Origin of the sequence: Vreelandella boliviensis LC1, assembly GCF_000236035.1 — a bacterium.
GTDB lineage: Bacteria > Pseudomonadota > Gammaproteobacteria > Pseudomonadales > Halomonadaceae > Vreelandella > Vreelandella boliviensis.
Window position 1 is genome coordinate 404,164 of sequence record NZ_JH393258.1, and the last position, 19,111, is coordinate 423,274.

Sequence of the window (19,111 nt, forward strand, 5' to 3'; positions counted from 1 at the left end):
ACGTCTAGCCCGCTGATTTCAGCGGGCTTTTTTTTCTGGTTTTGGGCACCAGCTATGCTATTCAAACCCAGCTAAGTAATTACGTTTTAGACGGAATTTCCCCTAGCACTTCGGGAATTGTCGTTTTCACATAGCGTCCTGGCGCAGGCTCAATCACCTTGAGTTCACCATCACCAGGTTGGCGCACGGGCACCATCTTTTCGCTATCGGCATAGCTATTTTCGGTCATCCACGCCTGCCAGTGTGGCCACCAGGAGCCTTCCTGAGCAGTAGCGCTTTCCAGCCAGGCGTCATGGCTTTCCGGCAGTGCGTCGTTAGTCCAGTAGCCGTACTTGTTTTTATGGGGCGGGTTGACGATACCCGCAATATGCCCAGAGCCGCCTAGTACAAAGGTGACCGGCCCCTTGGGTAGCAACGCCCCATAGTAGGTGCTGTTCCATTTGGCGATGTGGTCTTCTTTGGTGGATACGAAATAGCTGGGCGTTGACACCTTGCGCAGATCAATTTTCACGCCATCCAGTTCAATGCCACCAGGCTCAACCAAGCGGTTCTCTAAGTACATATGGCGCAAGTACCAAGCATGGGTACCTGCGGCTAAATTGGTGCCGTCGGTATTCCAGTAGAGCAGATCAAAGGCGGCGGGCGTTTCACCCTTCAAGTAGTTATTAATGTAGAACGACCAAAACAGATCATTCTCACGCAGCAAGTTGAAGGTGTAGGCCATTGAACGGCCATCAAGGTAACCCTTCGCTTCTAGCGTTTTCTCAATCCCCTCAACTACCCGCTCATTAAGAAATACGCCGATGTCGCCAGGATCGCGAAAATCCTGCAGCGTGGCCATATAGGTTACCGACCTTACTTTGCGCCCACGTCGAGTGCTGGTGAGATACGCCACCGTAGAAGCAGTCAACGTGCCTCCGACACAATAACTGAGTAGATTAACCGACTTTTCGCCACAGGCCTGCTCAATGGCTTCCATGGCGCTAATCGGCCCCATCTGCATATAGTCGGCCCAGGTGATATCGCGCTGCTCCGGGCCAGGGTTACGCCAGGAGATCAAGAAGACAGTATGTCCTTGATCAACCAGCCACTTAACCATTGAGTTACCTTCACGTAGATCCAGAATGTAGTACTTATTGATCCACGGCGGCACCATCAGCAACGGCGTTTTAAAGGTCTTTTCCGTCGTTGGCGTGTACTGGATCAACTGGATCAATTCGTTTTCATACACCACCGAACCGGGAGTTACGGCGATGTTATCGCCCACACCAAAGGCGGCGCGATCGGTCATGCGGACATTAATACCTTCAGCAGAGTTACCCAAATCTTCCCGTAGGCGGGCTAAACCATCCACTAGGTTTTGACCACGGGTTTCAATGGTACGGCGCATGACCTCTGGGTTGGTGGTCATAAAGTTAGTGGGCGCCATCGCATTGACCAACTGGCGAGCGTAAAACATCAAGTTACGCTGTTTGGTTTCATCCAAACCACTTAAACTTTCAACCAGCTCTTCCACCATCTGCGAGAACAGTAAGTACTGCTGCATAATGGCCATGTAGTGTGGGTCTTGAGTCCAAGCTTCGTCTTTAAAGCGGCGGTCACTTTTGGCCGGGGTGATCAGCGGAGTAATTTGCTCGCCAGCCATGCCACGAACGGCTTGCTGCCACAACAGCCACTGGTCTTGTAGCAAACGGTTCTGGGTTTCCCACAGTAGGGTAGGGTTTTGCATTAACGACTGCGCACCCGCTTCAAAGCTTTCACGCATATCACTGTAAATGGAGTCGGCGGCTTCACTGGGCGCGATACGGGAAAGCAGATCCTGCATCAATCCTTGGTACTGTTCACCAATCTCTTTAAGCTGATTATTCCAGGCTTCAATCTCCGCTGTCGATAACCCTTCAGGCAGTCCTTGAGAGAGACCTTGAGAGAGACCTTGAGATAGCCCTTCAGAAAGCCCTTGAGGCAGTCCATAAGACAAGCCCTCAGAGAGCCCTTGCGATATTGCCTGGAACGGATTGTGCCATGCTGACTGCATACTTATTCTCCCTACGCCTATCTTCGGGCGCACCGACCGCTTTTGCTAAGATCAGTTTTAAAATATAAGCTCAAGCTTATAAATGCATCGCGGCGCCCTTGGGCGCCGCGATGATGTCACTAATCAGCTCTTACGCGATGACTGACTAGAGGCTTTGGCAGGCTGCTCGCTTTTAGTAGCAGCCTTGGCTTGCTCGGACATTTGCTGGCCGGCTTCGCTGAACATTTTTTCCATTTCAGACTTAAACTGCAGGCTCATTTCGCTCATTACGCGCGCATCTTCCTGCATCTGTTGGGAAAGCTCGTTCATCATTTCAGCTTGCTTGGTGCCGAAATCACGTAGGCTTTCTGCGTCTTGAATTTCAGTGGCGCTACGAATGCGCTCGGTACCCATCTGGCTGTAGCGCTTCATGGCTTCCAGCTGATACTGGGTCATTTTTTCCATGTTGTTAAGCATCAGCGAATTAATTTTACGCATGGGCTCAAACATTTGCTTAGTTTGGGCGTTAAAGGCGTCCATCATATTGTCTTGCATAGTGTCTGCTCCTGTTTAGTTCCTTGGCATGAGCCTTGGAGTGACTCATCGTGATGTAGTTTTGCTGCACTGCAAAAAGAGTAATCCCTGGCATGCTGCATTGCAACACCACTGTTGCTTTCAGTGATGCTGTGCCGTATTACCCTGCCCTACCTCAACAGACCTGATACTGCCTGTTAAGTAAATCCGCGATAACTGACTAATTTATTCTATGCATCGCTACGCTTGGATGTAGAACGCGTGCTTGAACCGGAACGGGAGCGCGACGATGCTGTTGACTTGGTCTTACCACCACTACTGCTACTGGCACTTTTATTGGCATTACTCGCATTAGCACTTGCCGCACTGCTTTTCGTGCTATCAGCACTTTTCTTGGTTTCACTGCCGTTAGCCGAGGATGCACTAGTGGAATTAGTGCTTGAGCTGCCCGCTTGGCGCAACATATCCAGCATCATTTGCTGATAAGTGCCGAAGTTGGCTAGCCCTTGAGACAGCCCTTCAGATAACCCCTGAGAGAGACCTTGCTGCATCATCGGCTGCTGGAGAAAAGGCCTCATGAGACTCATGGGATCGTACCCTTCTACCCCAGACTCCATTTGCCGTTGGATATTTTCCAGCAGGTGTTTCTGGAAAGCTTCGACATCCGGCAAACCCAGTGATTGGCGAAACTCGTCCGGAGTAAGATCAAACTCAACGTTAATCTTCATAGGCGTCTCCTGCACTGTTTGTCACGACCGTTAGTCATGCATTTGTTTTGTTTGAGTGTAGCAGCGAACTACAAATCTCACCGTATTGCGTTAGCGCTGGGTTAAACGCGGCGTATCAACGCTCACCTCACCATTTTGTCCGCGCTGGCGCAGCCAGTGATCCAGCAGCGTAATCGCCATCATCGCCTCAGCAATGGGCGTTGCGCGAATACCCACGCAGGGGTCGTGACGCCCTTTGGTAATTACTTCGACGGCCTGTCCATGGACATCAATGGAGCGGCCCGGCGTGGTGATACTGGACGTCGGCTTTAGTGCTAGGCGAGCCACAATGGGCTGGCCGCTGGAGATACCACCAAGCACGCCGCCAGCGTGATTGGAGAGAAAACCTTCTGGCGTCATCTCGTCCCGGTGTTCACTGCCGCGCTGGGCGATACAGCCAAAACCTGCACCTATTTCAACACCTTTTACCGCATTAATACTCATCAAACCATGCGCCAGATCAGCATCCAGGCGGTCAAATACCGGCTCGCCCAGCCCAACAGGCACGCCCTCAGCAATCACGGTAATCTCAGCACCGACTGAATCCTGGTCGCGGCGCAATTGATCCATATAGGCTTCCAATTCGGCTACGCGCGCCGGGTCAGGGCAGAAAAAGGCATTTTGGCCCACCGACTCCCACTGTTTGAATTCAATCTTGATCGGGCCTAGCTGACTCATATAGCCGCGAATCTGCACCCCTTGGGCGGCCAGATACTTTTTGGCGATCGCCCCGGCGGCCACCCGCATGGCGGTTTCACGGGCGCTGGAACGCCCGCCACCACGATAGTCACGGTGGCCATATTTGTGGTGGTAGGTGTAATCCGCGTGGGCGGGCCGAAACTGCTCTTTGATTTTTGAGTAGTCGTTGGAGCGCTGGTCGGTATTTTCGATTAACAGGCCAATGGAGGTGCCGGTGGTCTTGCCTTCAAACACCCCGGACAGAATGCGCACCTGATCAGGCTCTTTGCGCTGGGTGGTATGCCGCGAACTGCCCGGCCTGCGGCGATCCAGATCGAGCTGCAAATCGGCTTCGCTTAACTCAAGCCCTGGCGGGCAGCCGTCCACGATCGCACCAAGCGCAGGGCCATGACTCTCACCAAACGTAGTGACGGTAAATAGTTTGCCAAAGGTATTGCCAGACATGGCGGTTAGTTCCTCACTGGAAAGACGCCGCATGGGCGTCGAGTTCAGCGGCGCTCAAGGCAAATACGCCCTGGCCACCACGCTCGAATTCAAGCCATAAGAAAGGCACGTCGGGAAACGCGGCTTCCACATGGCGATCAGAGTTGCCGACCTCTACAATCAGCCAGCCCTCATCGGTTAAGTGTTCCCGCGCTTCACGCAGTATGCGTCGCACAATATCCAGGCCATCGCTGCCTGCGCCCAGCGCTAACGAAGGCTCATGGCGAAACTCGGCGGGCATGGTGGCAAGGTCGCGAGCATCCACATAGGGCGGATTGGAGACGATGAGATCAAAACGCCGCCCTTCCAAGCCACCGAAGACGTCCGACTCGACCGCACGTACCCGATCGCCCACATCGTGGCGGGTAATATTTTGCCGTGCCACGGCTAGAGCATCCTGGCTGATATCCGCAAGCGCCACTTCGCAGGTGGGCAAATAGAGAGCTGTGGCAATGCCGATGCAGCCGGAGCCGGTGCATAAGTCCAGCACACTGGCGGGCGGCTCTTCTGGGAACCAGGCAGCAAAGCCATCCTCAATCAGCTCGGCAATCGGCGAGCGCGGAATCAGCACGCGTTCATCAACGCTAAACGGGTGACCGGCAAAAAAGCTCTCGCCGAGCAAATAAGGCAGCGGGCGACGGGTGGTGATACGCTTCCGCGCCAGGGCAATAATCCGCTGGCGTTCAACGGGCAGCAGCCGCGCTTCTAATACACTGGGGTCAATATTCCACGGCAGGTGCAGCGCGCCTAAGCAGAGCGCCACCGCCTCATCCCAGGCAGAGTCAGTGCCATGGCCATAGTGCAGCCCCGCCAGATAAAACTCGCTGGAGACCCAGCGCAGGTAGTCGCGTAGCGTAAACAGCTGGCTCACCAGCAACGACTCCGACAGGGAAAGGGTTGAGTGTGAATGCTCAACATTTAGATGCGTGGTCACAGCGGCTCCTGGTTAACAATACTCATGGCAATAAAGCGTTATACGTATAACGAATAAAAAGATTGTACCTTTCACTTCGTCCGGTTCACAGCAACGCTCAGCCCGCTATACTGTGCTCCTTTAGCAGATTCACCTTTGCTACCACCTTTTTCTGCCACCTGAGCCTGAAATGACGCGACACCGCCACCTGCCTAATGATGACGATATCAGTGCCTTCCGCGACGCCTTAAAGGCGGCGGGTGTACGCCCTATCGCCACCAATCAGGCCGACCCAGGCAAACCCAAACGCGACGGTAAGGCGCACGAGGCGCGGCGCAACGCAGCGGTTGAAAGCAGCGCCCCTCAATCCAGAGGACGCACCTCGGATGGCAGGGTGGAAGCAGTACGCCCCTCCGAGTACCTAGAATTTAGCGTGCCAGACTTGCCATGGCGTACGTTTAGTCAGTTAAAGCGCGGCCAAACGGCGTGGCAAGCGGGACTTGATCTGCATGGCTATACGCTAGAGGAGGCCCGCGCAGAGCTGGAGAGTTTTCTACGCGACTCGGCTGGTCAGGGCATGCGCTGCGTTCTGGTCGTGCACGGCAAAGCGTGGGGCACCACCTCGGACTTTCCCGTACTCAAAAGCCATACCAACACCTGGCTGCGGGAGTGGCCGGGGGTACTGGCTTTCTGCTCGGCAATCGATATAGACGGTGGCACCGGTGCGGTCTATATATTGCTGCGCAAGCGGGGCCAATAGCCCTCTACTCGGTAGCATCCGAAGCGATGCCGGGCAGGCGCCGCTCTAGCGCTTCATCTGCTAAATGACGGCCAAGGCGAATCAAATCTCGACCCCGGTAAAATTCGTAAGTACTACACACCGTTTTGGGTATTTCGATCAGCACATCGGGTGGGTAACCCGCCACCTTGTACTTGGCCAACGCTGCCTGGGTAATATCAAACGACTCCAAAATCATATCGAGCTTGCTCCACTCGCGCTTGCCGCGCGCTTCTGTGGTTTCTTCTAGCTTTTCGTCGTCGCCCTGCCCGTTTTCGCCATCGCCATTTGCACCAAACCCTGCCCACAGTTTTTGGGTAGCGGCGCGCACATCGCCTATCCAACTGCTCATACGCTGATCACGGTCGATCTCGTTTTGGGTGCGACTATCGACGGCGTTCTCCTCTTGGGGCAGTAACTCCTCTAAGGTCACCGGCAACGGACTATGGGCAGTCACATTAACCGCTACCACAAAGTCTGCTTGGCGGGCGGCCACCATGGGCATAATCGGCAGAGGGTTGAGCAGTCCGCCATCCACCAGCACCTGCTCGCCTAGATGAACAGGCGTTATAACACCCGGCACGGCCATTGAGGCACGAATCGCCTGCAGCAATGGGCCACTTTGAAACCAAACTTCCCGTTGACGCACCAAATCAGTCGCCACCGTGGTGACGGGTATCGCTAGGTCTTCAATCAGAATATCGCCGACCAGGGTTTCCAGTTTGCCCATGACTTTGCTGGCACGCATCGCACCCATCGGGCTCCAGGTCACGTCCACCAGTTTGAGCACATCCAGGTAGTCGAGTTGACACACCCAGTCACGGTACTCAGGCAGCTTACCCGCGGCATAAATACCGCCAATCACCGCGCCCATTGAACACCCGGATACCGCAACAATTTCAAACCCTCGCGCCTCCAGTGCTTCAATCACGCCGATATGCGCATAGCCGCGAGCACCACCGCTACCCAGCACCAGTGCGACCTTATTGCCACCATTCAAGTGAGCCATTTCATTCATGCTACGTTCCTTCCCTAGACGGTACCGGTGATACCCCAGTGACCGCCGATAACCGAGGCGACTTGCACCACTTCCCTGGGCTCCAAGTGTAAGTGGTGGCCACCCTTGAGCACCTGGCGAGTTAACCCTTTTACCGCTTGCCGCGCCTCTTGGGCCCATTTACGCTCGCCCAAAATCCCCTGCTCACCTTCTATCAATAGCAGCGGAGCGTTAATTTCCGCCAGTAGCGATAGCACTTGCTGCGGAGTAAAGCGCACAAGGGACGGCTTCAGCAGTCGACTGTCGGTGCGCATTTGCAAATGACCATCGGCGGTAGGTTGGGTATTTCGCTCCACTAGCGGTGTTGCCGTTATGCTATCCACCGGTGTGACCCCACCAGCAACCCGCGCGGCGATGGCGCTTTCGATATCGGGGTAACGCGGCGCTCCCGACAGTGGCCGTCGGTAGGCGGTTAGCCCTTTACGCAGCTGTCTGGCGGTCTCATCAATGGGCGTATTGAGCGCCCCAAGCCCATCAATCAGCGTTAGCCGCTCGACACGCTCTGGTAGCGAAGCGGCGAGCAAGCAGGCCACTGCCGCACCCATGGAATGGGCAATCAAACTAGCTTGGTTAAGGCCGAGATCTTCCATGGCATCCAGAACATCGTGGCAATAATCCCATAGGGCATAGTCACCGCCCTGTGGAGCGTGTGCCGAATGACCATGGCCGCGAAAATCCAGCGCCACAATACGAATGTCCAACGCCTCTACCAAAAGTGGGGCTAACCGGGTAAAGCTGGCCGCATTATCCAGCCAGCCGTGTAAGGCCAACCAGGTTGGGGCGTCAGAACGCCCCCAGCTCAGTGCCGCTAGGCGGCCTTGTGCAAGTGAAAGCGGCTGCGGCGCAACAGAGTGCGCCGCTGTGGAATTAGATTGAGGCATAAGTAACAGTCCTGAATAAACAGCTAACACTCCTAAACAAACGGCAGTGTCATTAGGTAGTCAAGATGACGACACGACCTACAAACGGTACCATGCGGAGCAGAATGCTTCTGCTGCTTTTCCCCTCTCGCTCATTTGGTGCTGTTATGAAACCACGTCGCGATACCCGCGCCCGTAATCTGGTCTTTTTTGTTGCTGTCATCAGCGCCACTGTCGTCGGTTTCTGGCTAGTAAAATAAGCTATTACTCACTACGCTTCGCCGAGTAGCCCTAGGCTGGCTGCTGGCGTTTGGCGACGCAATCCACGCGAAAGTGCATGGCCAATGACACCGATCAACAGCGCCCCGCCAACGGGGAGGAAAACCCATAGCCCCAGGTGCAAACGCGGAGTGAGATCCAGCAGGTAAATATACAGCACAGCCGTTGTCAGCTCTGCAAGCACCGCGCCCATCAAACCACTGGCAAAGCCCAACAACGCGTATTCAGCCCCCTGCACCAGTGAAATCATCCGGCTACCTGCGCCAAATACGCGCAGCAGGCCGCTTTCATGGGCACGCACCGGACGGCTTGCGGTCAGCGCGGCATACAACACGCTAATCCCTGCCAGCAGCACCAATGCGAGCACCAGCTCCACCGCACGGGTGACCTGGGCAAGGACATCCCGCACCTGACCTAAAATCGCGTCCACGTTAAGCAACGAGACACCGGGGAAGTCGGTGATAAGCTCACGAATCAGTCCCTGCTCCGCTTCTGGCAAATGAAAAGCGGTAATGTAGCTATGGCCAAACTGCTCCAGCACACCCGGCGGGAAGATGACGAAGAAATTAGGTTGGAAGCTATCCCAATTCAGGCTGCGTAGGCTGGTAATTTGGGTAGCGATTTCGTCGCTACCCACCGAGAAAGTCATCTCATCACCAATGCTCAACCCAAGCCTTTCGGCGAGCCCATCCTCCATGGAAATAGGCACCGGAGTAGCCTGCTGCGTTGCATCGACAGCGCTCATCCAGCCTTGGCTTTCATCGCTCTGCTCATTGTCAACGTTACTGCCCAGCTGCATTGGTGTGAACCACTCGCCAGCCACCACTTGGTTGCCTTCCGGCACTTCTGATTGCCAAGTTAGGTTGAGTTCGCGGCGCAGTGAGTTGTCGCCACGAGCATCCGGCGGCACGGCGTCTCTGGGCGGCTGATCATTAATCACAATCACCCGGCCACGCACCATGGGGTAGAGGGTGCTTTGGGTTTCCACCCGCGGCGAGACCGCCGCTTCAAAGGGGTCACGCTCGGAAGGCTGGATATTGATGGCAAAATAGTTGGGCGTATTTTCAGGTAGTTGATCCTGCCAGGTACTTAACAAGTCGCCGCGCACCAAGACAATCATCGCCATGGCAAAGAAGGTCACCGAGAAAGCCAGCAGTTGCCCTAGGCCCGCTTGACGACGCCGGGCCAATTGACGACCGCCTAAGCGCAGCGCCTGTGACCACTCACTACGCCCGGAGAACCGCTGCACAGCGCGTAATAGGCCGCTAAGCAACAAGGCGCTAATCATCCACAGCACGCCAAGTAACAGCGCACCGCCGATCAATAGCCCAATCGCCAGCGGCAGGCTACCCGAGTAGAGCCAAAGTAGCCCGCCAAACACGATACTCGCCACCCCGACGACCAGCCAAGCCGATGGCGGCAGTGGATCAAGCTCACGACGCAGTACTTTTAGGGCGCTAACTTGCTTGATACGCAGCAGAGTTGGCCCGGCAAAACCAACGAGCACGGCAAGCGCGGTGAATACCCCTAGCCCCAGTGGCATCAGCCCCGGAGGAGGAAGTGTCATGGGTAGGAAACTCACCAATAGCCAGATCAGTACCGCTTGGCCTAGAAGCCCAAGTAGCGCCCCAATCACTGCCGCGACCAGTGCTAAGCCAAGTAACTGAAGGGTAAAAATTGTCACTAATTGACGCTGGCTGGCACCAAAGCAGCGCAGTAGCGCAGCGGTATCCAGATGGCGCTCCACATAACGCCGGGTAGACATTGCCACGGCCACGCCCGCTAGCAAAACCGCCGCTAAACCGGCTAACCCCAGGTAGCTTTCCGCACGCTGCAATGCATTGCCGAGCTGGGGACGGTCAACGCGAACATCGCGCACCTCAACCCCATCGCGGCGCAGCTCAGCAAGCAACCCCTGAACTTGATCAAGCGCTTCCGGCGGACCTGCGGCTAGAATTTCAAACTCAATCCGAGAGCCTTCTTGAACCAGGCCGGTCGCTTCGACATCCGCCGTATTGATCATCAAGCGCGGGTTAAAATTACCAAAACCACCGGACTGATCTGCTTCGCGCTCGATTATCCCCGTCACTGCCAGTTCGGTTTGCCCCACTTGTACTCGGTCACCCAAGGCTATCTCGACCAGCTCCATCAGGCGGGGATCTGCCCATGCCTCCCCAGGTGGCGGACCGGAGGCTATTTGCTCAGTGCCATCGCCAAAATCCACGTAGGAGACGCCATAGTGTGGGTAGACCTCATCCACGGCTTTTAAGCTAGCGGGCTGAAAGCGGCCACCGCGGCTAATCATCGATACCAAGTCCACTTGGTCGCTAAGCACAAAGCCTGCGCTTTCCAGACGTTCGCGCAACTCTGCTGAAAACGGATCGCGCTGCTCTAGCACTAGATCACCGCCCAACATCTGCCCTGCCTGGCGCTCCAGACCGCGCTCTAAACGATCTAGAAAAAACGCGATCATGGTAGAGGCCGCGACGGCCAATACCAGGGCAATAAATAGCGCACGCACATCAGCAGCGCGCAGGTCTCGCTTGAGGCTGCGCATCGCCAAACGCCAATTCACATCACTCATTGCGCGCCCTCATCAATCGAAGCGGCGGTTGGCACGATGTTTTCAAGTACGGCTTCTAACTTGCCATGATCTAATCGCAAGCAGCGATCACAGCGCCGCGCCAAGGCGTGGTCGTGGGTAACCAGAATAAGCGTGGTGCCTGCCTCACGGTTTAAGGTGAAGAGCAGGTCAATGATTTGCGCACCCGTATCGGGATCTAGGTTGCCGGTTGGCTCATCAGCAAATACTAGTTCGGGGTCGGTAACGAAAGCACGCGCCACGGCAACACGCTGCTGCTCGCCACCGGAAAGCTGTTTGGGTAAGTGATCCACCCGCTGGCCAAGCCCTACACGCTCTAACCACTGAGCAGCGGTTTGCGTCTCCCCGGCACGCGGCGACAGCTCAAGGGGCAGCATGACGTTCTCAAGGGCGCTCAAGGTGGGCAGCAGTTGAAAGTTCTGGAACACAAAGCCCACTCGCCCGGCACGCAACGCTGCACGCCCATCCTCATCCAAACGACTCAGTGCGTGCCCAAACAGGGTCAGTTCGCCGTCGCTCGGCGTATCAAGACCAGCCAACAGGCCCAACAGCGTTGACTTGCCCGCGCCACTTTTACCTAAAATGGCAACGCTCTCACCCGCCGCTACACTGAGCGACAGGTCGTGTAAGATAGTGAGCGAACGTTCTCCGCTGGTAACTTTTTTAGACAGTTTGTCAGCGTGCAGCACGGGTTGCCTAACAGCTCCTTGGGGAACATTGTTTACCGCTTGGTTGTCGTTAGCAGGCTGGCGCTCACCTTGAGGTGACTCGCTCGACATTGATATATCCCTAGCAGCATTGGCAGTTTTATCTGAGGAGCTTGAACTTGAGGAGTAAGACATGAAGCGTGGCATCCCTATGGCATGGCGTGGACTGAACCGCATGGTAACCGGATGGCTGGTGCTGCTGATAGTCACCTTTGCCTCATCGTCTATCAACGCAGAGCCTGTCAACGCAGACACAGACCCCACGCTGCTGGTGATGGGTGATAGCTTAAGCGCCGCTTACGGCATAGAGCGCGATGAGGGCTGGGTGAGCCTGCTGGCAGAACGCTTGGAAGGCGATGCACACGTCATTAACGCCAGTATTAGCGGTGAAACGACGTCCGGGGGTCTACAAAGGTTCACTGAACTTCTCAGACAGCGGCAACCGGATATTGTTCTCATTGAACTGGGCGGCAACGATGGCCTGCGTGGCTTATCACCCAGTCAAATGCAGGCGAACTTAGCCAACATGATTGGGCAAAGCCAAGACGCAGGCGCTCAGGTACTGCTGCTGGGAATTGATATCCCGCCCAACTATGGTCAAGCGTACCGGGAGGCTTTTACCGGTGTCTTTTACTCGCTGGCAGAGGAGTACGATGTATCGTTAGTGCCTTTTTTACTTGAGGATATCGCCCTTAACGACGCTCTAATGCAGAGCGATGGCATTCACCCTACCGCCGATGCGCAGCCAATTATTCTGGAGAATGTGTGGCCCGAGCTTGAGCCGCTGCTTGAGAATCTATTAGAAACAACGCATCAGGCAGCGGTTCAGTAAGCAACTAGCATCATCCTTTTGAGTGAGAGGTGTAGCACTTCACCCCCCCAGCTTGTAATCTTAACCTCAATTTGGCGGTTATTAACGGCGACTCATGCCTGCATCCTCGCATCACAGCCCTCCTGTATTTTCGCGTCGACGGTTCTTAGCAACTGTCGGCGCGCTATGGTTGGGCGCAGGCCTAGGCATTCATTCAACGCCTACGGCAGCGTTTGACCCACAACGCTTACGCCAAAGCATGCAACAACAGTATGGGCAGGCCGGTTTAGCGATATTAGAGGAGTGGTTTGCCCTGCTTCAACAGCTGCAAAATCAAGATATTCAAACCAAACTGCGCGGAGTTAATGACTTCTTTAATCGCCACATCCGATGGGTGGATGATATTCAGGTGTGGGGAGAGGAAGACTTCTGGGCCACTCCTCTCGAAGCGATGGGTAAAGGCCAGGGAGATTGCGAAGACTACTCAATAGCCAAGTACATTACGCTTAAACAATTGGGTGTTACTAGCCAGTATCTACGTATGATTTATGTCCGTGCGCGCATTGGGCGTAGTCAAATTACCCAAGCCCATATGGTGTTGGGCTATTACTCAACGCCCGATGCACAACCGCTGGTGCTAGACAATATTGTACCGTCCATCACCCCTGCCTCTCAGCGTACTGATCTCGACCCACTGTTTAGTTTCAATAGTGATGGCCTTTGGGCTGGCGGTTCATCTGAATCTCGCGCAGACCCATTGGCTCGGCTATCACGCTGGCGCAGCGTCATTGAACGCATGCAAACCCAGGGTTTCATTTAAGAGGAATTGGCACGATGTCACTTATCAAACAACTTTGGATTGCCATTATTGCCCTGCTGCTGCTGTCGTTCATTGGTAGCCTCGCCATTAGCATTACCACTAGCCGCGATTATATAGAGCAGGAAGTGCGAATTAAGAATGAAGACAATGCCACTGCACTGGCGCTTTCCATGAGCCAACTCGATAAAGACCTTGTTACTCTAGAACTATTAATCGCAGCTCAATTTGACACCGGCTACTACCGCCGAATCACCCTGCGTGACACAGACAACAGCGTGCTTATTGAGCGCGCAGCCGAAGAATATAGCGGCGATGTGCCTGCTTGGTTTCGTCAGCTTGTTGAGTTTGAGGTGCCCAGCGGCATAGCGACGATTCAAGACGGCTGGCGGCAGTACGGCACGTTGGAGCTTGAGAGCCAGCACAGCTTTGCTTATACCTCTTTATGGCGCAGCATGCTCGAACTCGCCGCCTGGTTTTTACTTGCTGGGGTGATCAGCTTAGCCATTGCCACCGTGATCGTTCGAGGTATTAAGCACCCGCTCTCCCGCGTTGTTACCCAAGCGCAAGATATCAGCGCGCGGCGGTTTACCACCATTAAAGAGCCACGCACGCTGGAATTACGCCAAGTGACGCAAGCAATGAACGTGTTGTCTGCCAACGTGCATAAGATGCTCAGTCACGAAAGCCATAAGCTCGACGAGTTGCGCCGCCATTTACAGCATGACCGCGTCACCGGTGCGCTTAATCGCGATGTGTTTATGGGCAAACTCGCCTCTCAACTGAACAGTGAGGACGCTCGCTCAACAGGTATGCTGGTCATGGTTCGCGTTCAGGCCTTAGAGAACCTCAACGAGCAGCTTGGCTACGCCGCCACCGACCAGCTATTAAGTACACTCGTTACCCAGTTGGGGCAATTGGACAATGAATCGGCAGAACCGATGGTAGGCCGCCTTAACGGTAGTGATTTTATCTTTATGCTGCCGCTTATGGATGATGTTGAGGAGCTTAGAATCCAGGTGATGGCAGCATTGGCCGAGGTAGCCGCCACGCAGCCCGATGTCGAAGTTTATCTACCCACGGCAATTGTGCCTTATGCACCGCATGATGAGCGGGGCACACTGTTAGCCACCCTGGATGACGCCTTGGCGCAAGCCGAAAGCCTGACATCCTTTGAACAGGTAGTCGTGCGTCAGCGCAAGCGTATCTCACTCTATAGCAGCCATGCCGAATGGCGCAACGCACTGGAAACCGCGATCCTAGTTGGCCCAGAATTGGCATACTTCCCGGTAGTCGATGCCCACGGAGACATCATCCATTACGAGTGCCCTGCCCGTTTACTGCTCGGCGGCGAATGGCAAACCGCCGGTGTCTTTATTCCCTGGATTACCCGCTTTGAGATGGAACCAGCGCTCGATTTAGCCGTTGTCAAAAAAGCGCTTGCTAACCTCCAAACTGATCTTAAACCGGTAGGCATTAACCTCTCCGCGGCATCTATCACTAATACTCAGTTTGTAAACGAACTGCGGACTCTGCTGGTAGCACACCCACTCCTGGCCGATCAGCTCTGCTTTGAAGTGCCCGCCACGCTTAGCACCCACGCGATTGGCAGCTTACGGGGCCTTTGTACTGCCTTACGCCCACTTGGATGTGCGTTTGGCATAGAGCATGTAGGGGCGGAGTTCACTAAACTTGCCGATTTGCACGATGTGGGGCTTGCTTACTTAAAAATGGATAGCAGCCTTATTCACCAACTGCATGCTTCAAATGAGCAACAAACCATCGTGCGGGGCATGGCCACGCTCTGCCATTCATTGGGCATTCAGGTGATTGGGGAAGGTGTTGCAGACGATGAGGAAATCGCTTGCCTTTTCCGTGTCGGTGTCGATGGCGCCACCGGACCAGGCGTACGTCTCTAACGCATAAGTTCGAACGACAGCGACTTAGATATACAACCTAGATAGTGTCGTCGTCGCTTAGCAAGCCCACATCATTTTTAGCCCGCAAGGACTTACGCTTCATCACTTTAGCCTGTGCAGCTTCTGGCAGGTCAGTGAAAGTGATGATTCCCTTGTCGAGTAACACCTCAAGAATATCTTCAACGACCCTTACAAACGCCAAATCAGACGCAATAAAATGGGATGTTGAACCTGGCTGGTCGGCTAGAAAAGCCAGCACCTCGGGTGAATCGGGGGCTATCGTTTCGCTGCACTCAGTCGTTTGCTCTTTGCTGAGCATCACGATTTCGCCGGATGTATTGCGTTTTATGTAGAGCATGGTAACCCCCTAAAGAAAATTGTTCGCAATCAAGAAAGCCGCCCCTTTCAGGGCGGCCGACAAGCTAATCAATAGAACAACGATAGATTATTGGTCGATTTTCAGTTGCCCCTCCGCGATCAGTTTCGCGATCAGATCCTCTCCACTATTAGCTCCGAAGTCATTAAAGGATGTATCTTCAAGCGCTATTTTCTGATCGACTCCGCCCGCACTACCTCGAGAGCTGATATTTAAGACGACATTGCCATCATCTTCCTCGGCTGTAATGTATTCGTTGATATTACCGCTATCGGCACCCTGCAGAAGATCGGAGAGGTCGAGCCTATCTGCGTTATCGCCGGTGCTGAATGTGCCTGCCTGGAAATCCTTGACAACATCATTGGCCGCGTTGGTGTCGGTGCCTTCATCCCCAAATTCCCATTTAAAGATATCAGCACCAAGACCGCCAATCAGTATATCGTCACCCGCACCGCCAATCAGCGTATCATCACCTCCCTCCGCTGGGTCTGGATCAATTAGATCCTCGTAGTTGTCGGCAATGTATTCGCGTAACTGTTCGGTCGTAGGCTCTTGACCGTCTCTATCCTCCAGAAATGCTTTTAATGCTTTGAAACCAGAACCTGCAGGCAAGTCAGTCCAATCACGCCCCGTCCAATCAAGGTCGTCGGTATAGATGGCATCACCAAAGATGATATCGTTACCGTCGCCCCCTTTGATAACGTCATCACCTAACTCGGCCAATTCGGTAGTGCTGGAACCACCGTCAAGAGCAGCCGCTAACTCACCGGCACTGTTGACAATTTCGACTTCACCTTGGGGCACGTAAGGCGTTAGCTTAACGTTGTCAATATAGAGAGTAGCATCGTAATAACTACCTGAACTATCATCAACACTATACTCAATGCGATAACTGCCTTCCCCTAACCTACTGCTTGTAGCTGTGTACCAAGTACTATAGGAACCATCATTTAGCGTACCTCCCTGGCCATCAACATTTACCCAGCTCCCACTCTCTAGCTTTTTCAGCTGCCAAGTAACCTGGTCACTACTCCAAGTGGTGGTGGCATAGTCGAACGAAACATCAGCATACTTTCCAGCACCAATCTCAAACGTCGGTGTAGTTACCACATAAGCACCGTTATTTGCTGATGTATCGGTAACAACCATACGGTTACCCTCCCATCCACCACGGCCTAAGCTACCACCTGATGAGGGCTTGTCCCAGCTGTTTGCGTTACCCCAGCCACTTCCATTGTTGAAATCAGCCAGTACTTCAGATTCGATACCAAAAGGTGCTTTAACAAAACTCTGTTCACCCGTGTTATCAAAATACTTGAGGTTGCTTACCGTAACCTTATCCCCTATGCCAATGGCATGCACCGAGCTCTGCTCGCTCAATGGCGCAAAGGCCTTGATAGCATCGCTCATATCTCGAGGTTCAGTTTCCCAACCTTTACCATTATCCCCATTGTTGCTGAACGTTGGGTCACCATCGGTCAGGAAGTAGGTCAAGTTTTCAAACGAATTGTCATTGCTATCTGAGGTGGGCTGCCCGCCGAACCAATCAGACGCTTTTTCGAATGCCGCTTCGTAGTTGGTTCCACCACTTGCGGTTAAATCTTCGATCTCATCAATCAAGTCTTTTACATTTGCCGATGTCAGATTATTGAAAGACCACCCGGTTGCATTCTCGGCAAAGCCTATCAGCGTTACGTTTACCATCCCATCATGCTCTGCTAACTGGTTCGACAGATTTTTAAGGGCATCGATAGTCAGCTTCATGCGGGAGTCGTTGTACGATACGTTGTTCTCTTTGCCATTTAGGTCAAATGCCATTGAGCCTGAAGTATCCACAACTAAGGCAATATTGTAGCTTTGCCCCGGCTGGATATTGGTCTCGGCACCGCCCAAATCACCCAGGACAATATCGTTACCTTGACCAGCTTCAATGCTGTTATCACCGTTATTGCCAGTTTCAAGGTTACCTTTGTATAGCGTCAGGCTAGTGGGAACGTTTACATCTTCGAAGTTACCATTTACCTCAATAACCTCTGCGGTGAGGTCGCTTTCGCCATCTGTTTCAACAGCGACACTACCCTTGCCATTACGATCTAGATTAACCGTATATTCCTGACCACCGATATTTACCGTGGCAGTTGGGAAGGTATCAATAAAGTCAAACTGGCTTTCATCCGGCCGGTTGGATGTCGCAATTTCAAATGTGACCTCAGAGGCACCACCAATACTGGTCGCCTCACCATTCATTACCTCTTTATAGGCAATGGAGTGGATCAGGTAGTCGTCGCCATAACCGACCGCCGTAAACTCGGCGCTTGTGAATGTGTCGCCGCTTCCCGGTTCAAAGGTGTAAGCATTATCGACACGGTCAGAGCCGCCCGGCGCTCGCTCTGTCCTGGTTTCGTCTCCATTGGCATCATAGTAGGTAACCAAGGCTTCGGTTGACGTACCGCCACCCGAAACAATCGCAGAGCCGACAGAGTTTCCATCTTTATCAAAGAACTCTACTTTCGCTCGTTCATTGTTATTCCGCCAAGCGAACTGAACGTCGAAGTTTTTCACCTCGTTATTGAAGTTGACAACGATACTTTCACTGCCTGCATTGTCGTAACCAAGCTCGCTGTTCGCTCCCCCGCCGGAAGTGCTCCCGACCACACCAAATCCATCATGGTCGGTTCCCGTCACTTTAGAAATAGTCCCTTCACTACTATTAGGGTTGGAGGCCGTTACGGTAAAGCTATCGGTATTATCAACGTTTCCGACATTAATGACGGACGTTTTCGTCACAATCGCACTGATGCTGACGTCTGTGGTGTCGATGGTATCGCTGACATCGACCATAGCAGTATCACTGCTATCAAGGTCTTCGAAGTTGTGATCGCCTTGGTCGGTGACACTGATCTCGTAGCTTTCCGGGTCAATGTAGACATCGTCATCCTGGATATCGAACGGTGTCGAGGTTCCTTTGGTAGCGCCTTCAGCGAATGTGATGGTGGCCCCATTACTCAATGTAACGGTGAAGTCTTGGCCCGCCGCATTGCTGAGCGTGGCGGAAATAGAAGCGGTGCCTGCTCCCTCTTTTACGGTGACGTCATTCAATGTGAGCGTTGTAGTGTCGATGGTGTCGACGATCTCAGTCGTCGCAGCGTCGCCCAGGGTGAGGTTCTCGAACGCGCTGCCGTCAGAGGCCGCAGCACCTTCCAGGGCAACCGTGACGGTCTCGCCGTCGTTGAACACGTCGTCGCCTTGCGGCGCACGGGTGTAGGTGGTGTCGGTTGCACCGGCCACGATGGTGACGGTGTTGCCGCCGTCGAGCGTGACGGTGACGTCGCGATCCACGGCTTCGCTTAGGCTGACCGTGAAGGTCTGTTCTTCGGCTTCGGTGAACTGCGCCGAGGTCGCCTCGATGCTGACGGTGATCGCGTCACCGTCGTTGGGCTCACCGGGATTGCCGGGGGTGCCGGGTTCGTCGGTGACGGCCACGCGGGTCTCACC

Annotated in this window: 15 protein-coding genes; 4 read left to right on the top strand and 11 right to left on the bottom strand. The window is 54.0% G+C overall.

Annotated elements, in window-relative coordinates:
- Positions 1–79 precede the first annotated feature (79 nt).
- The 5 genes from phaC to prmB form a co-directional block, all read right to left on the bottom strand.
- Positions 80–2,035, bottom strand: coding sequence for a class I poly(R)-hydroxyalkanoic acid synthase (phaC, locus tag KUC_RS11050; RefSeq protein WP_007113284.1), 1,956 nt, complete (start codon positions 2,033–2,035; stop codon positions 80–82).
- Between the two features lie 123 nt (positions 2,036–2,158).
- Positions 2,159–2,569 carry a phasin family protein gene (locus tag KUC_RS11055; protein WP_007113285.1) on the bottom strand — a complete coding sequence of 137 codons (411 nt, stop codon included), beginning with the start codon at positions 2,567–2,569 and terminating at the stop codon, positions 2,159–2,161.
- Positions 2,570–2,778: 209 nt separating this feature from the next.
- The gene (locus KUC_RS11060) at positions 2,779–3,276 is read right to left on the bottom strand and encodes a hypothetical protein (RefSeq protein WP_050804849.1); all 498 of its coding nucleotides are present in this window, start codon (positions 3,274–3,276) and stop codon (positions 2,779–2,781) included.
- Between the two features lie 90 nt (positions 3,277–3,366).
- Entirely contained in the window at positions 3,367–4,458 is a 1,092-nt protein-coding gene (aroC, locus tag KUC_RS11065) for a chorismate synthase (RefSeq protein WP_040480690.1), read from the bottom strand.
- Between the two features lie 13 nt (positions 4,459–4,471).
- Positions 4,472–5,431: a 50S ribosomal protein L3 N(5)-glutamine methyltransferase gene (gene prmB, locus KUC_RS11070; RefSeq protein WP_040480692.1), complete on the bottom strand. Its 960-nt coding sequence runs from the start codon at positions 5,429–5,431 to the stop codon at positions 4,472–4,474.
- 169 nt (positions 5,432–5,600) lie between these two features.
- On the opposite strand from prmB, the gene KUC_RS11075 reads away from it, so the two are divergent.
- On the top strand, positions 5,601–6,170 hold the full coding sequence (locus tag KUC_RS11075) for a Smr/MutS family protein (RefSeq protein WP_007113289.1): 570 nt from the start codon (positions 5,601–5,603) through the stop codon (positions 6,168–6,170).
- Positions 6,171–6,174: 4 nt separating this feature from the next.
- Here the strand turns inward: KUC_RS11075 and KUC_RS11080 are convergent, their stop codons facing one another.
- The 4 genes from KUC_RS11080 to KUC_RS11095 form a co-directional block, all read right to left on the bottom strand.
- Positions 6,175–7,206: a patatin-like phospholipase family protein gene (locus KUC_RS11080; protein WP_007113290.1), complete on the bottom strand. Its 1,032-nt coding sequence runs from the start codon at positions 7,204–7,206 to the stop codon at positions 6,175–6,177.
- A gap of 14 nt (positions 7,207–7,220) precedes the next feature.
- Positions 7,221–8,126 carry an alpha/beta fold hydrolase gene (locus KUC_RS11085; RefSeq protein WP_040480694.1) on the bottom strand — a complete coding sequence of 302 codons (906 nt, stop codon included), beginning with the start codon at positions 8,124–8,126 and terminating at the stop codon, positions 7,221–7,223.
- 250 nt (positions 8,127–8,376) lie between these two features.
- A complete protein-coding gene (locus KUC_RS11090) occupies positions 8,377–10,968 on the bottom strand; it encodes an ABC transporter permease (RefSeq protein ID WP_007113293.1) in 2,592 nt (863 codons plus the stop codon).
- Positions 10,965–11,765, bottom strand: coding sequence for an ABC transporter ATP-binding protein (locus tag KUC_RS11095; protein ID WP_141243494.1), 801 nt, complete (start codon positions 11,763–11,765; stop codon positions 10,965–10,967). The genes KUC_RS11090 and KUC_RS11095 overlap by 4 nt, the downstream gene beginning before the upstream one ends.
- A gap of 61 nt (positions 11,766–11,826) precedes the next feature.
- Here KUC_RS11095 and KUC_RS11100 point away from each other — a divergent pair, with 61 nt between their 5' ends.
- From KUC_RS11100 to KUC_RS11110, 3 genes are all read left to right on the top strand, one after another.
- Positions 11,827–12,525: an arylesterase gene (locus KUC_RS11100; RefSeq protein WP_040480695.1), complete on the top strand. Its 699-nt coding sequence runs from the start codon at positions 11,827–11,829 to the stop codon at positions 12,523–12,525.
- Between the two features lie 94 nt (positions 12,526–12,619).
- The gene (locus KUC_RS11105; RefSeq protein ID WP_040480697.1) at positions 12,620–13,324 is read left to right on the top strand and encodes a transglutaminase-like cysteine peptidase; all 705 of its coding nucleotides are present in this window, start codon (positions 12,620–12,622) and stop codon (positions 13,322–13,324) included.
- 14 nt (positions 13,325–13,338) lie between these two features.
- Positions 13,339–15,240, top strand: a complete 1,902-nt coding sequence (locus tag KUC_RS11110) for a bifunctional diguanylate cyclase/phosphodiesterase (RefSeq protein WP_007113297.1) — start codon at positions 13,339–13,341, stop codon at positions 15,238–15,240.
- Positions 15,241–15,277: 37 nt separating this feature from the next.
- Here the strand turns inward: KUC_RS11110 and KUC_RS11115 are convergent, their stop codons facing one another.
- Both KUC_RS11115 and KUC_RS11120 read right to left on the bottom strand, forming a co-directional pair.
- On the bottom strand, positions 15,278–15,598 hold the full coding sequence (locus KUC_RS11115) for a hypothetical protein (protein ID WP_007113298.1): 321 nt from the start codon (positions 15,596–15,598) through the stop codon (positions 15,278–15,280).
- Between the two features lie 87 nt (positions 15,599–15,685).
- Positions 15,686–19,099 carry an immunoglobulin-like domain-containing protein gene (locus KUC_RS11120; RefSeq protein WP_007113299.1) on the bottom strand — a complete coding sequence of 1,138 codons (3,414 nt, stop codon included), beginning with the start codon at positions 19,097–19,099 and terminating at the stop codon, positions 15,686–15,688.
- Between the last annotated feature and the right edge of the window lie 12 nt (positions 19,100–19,111).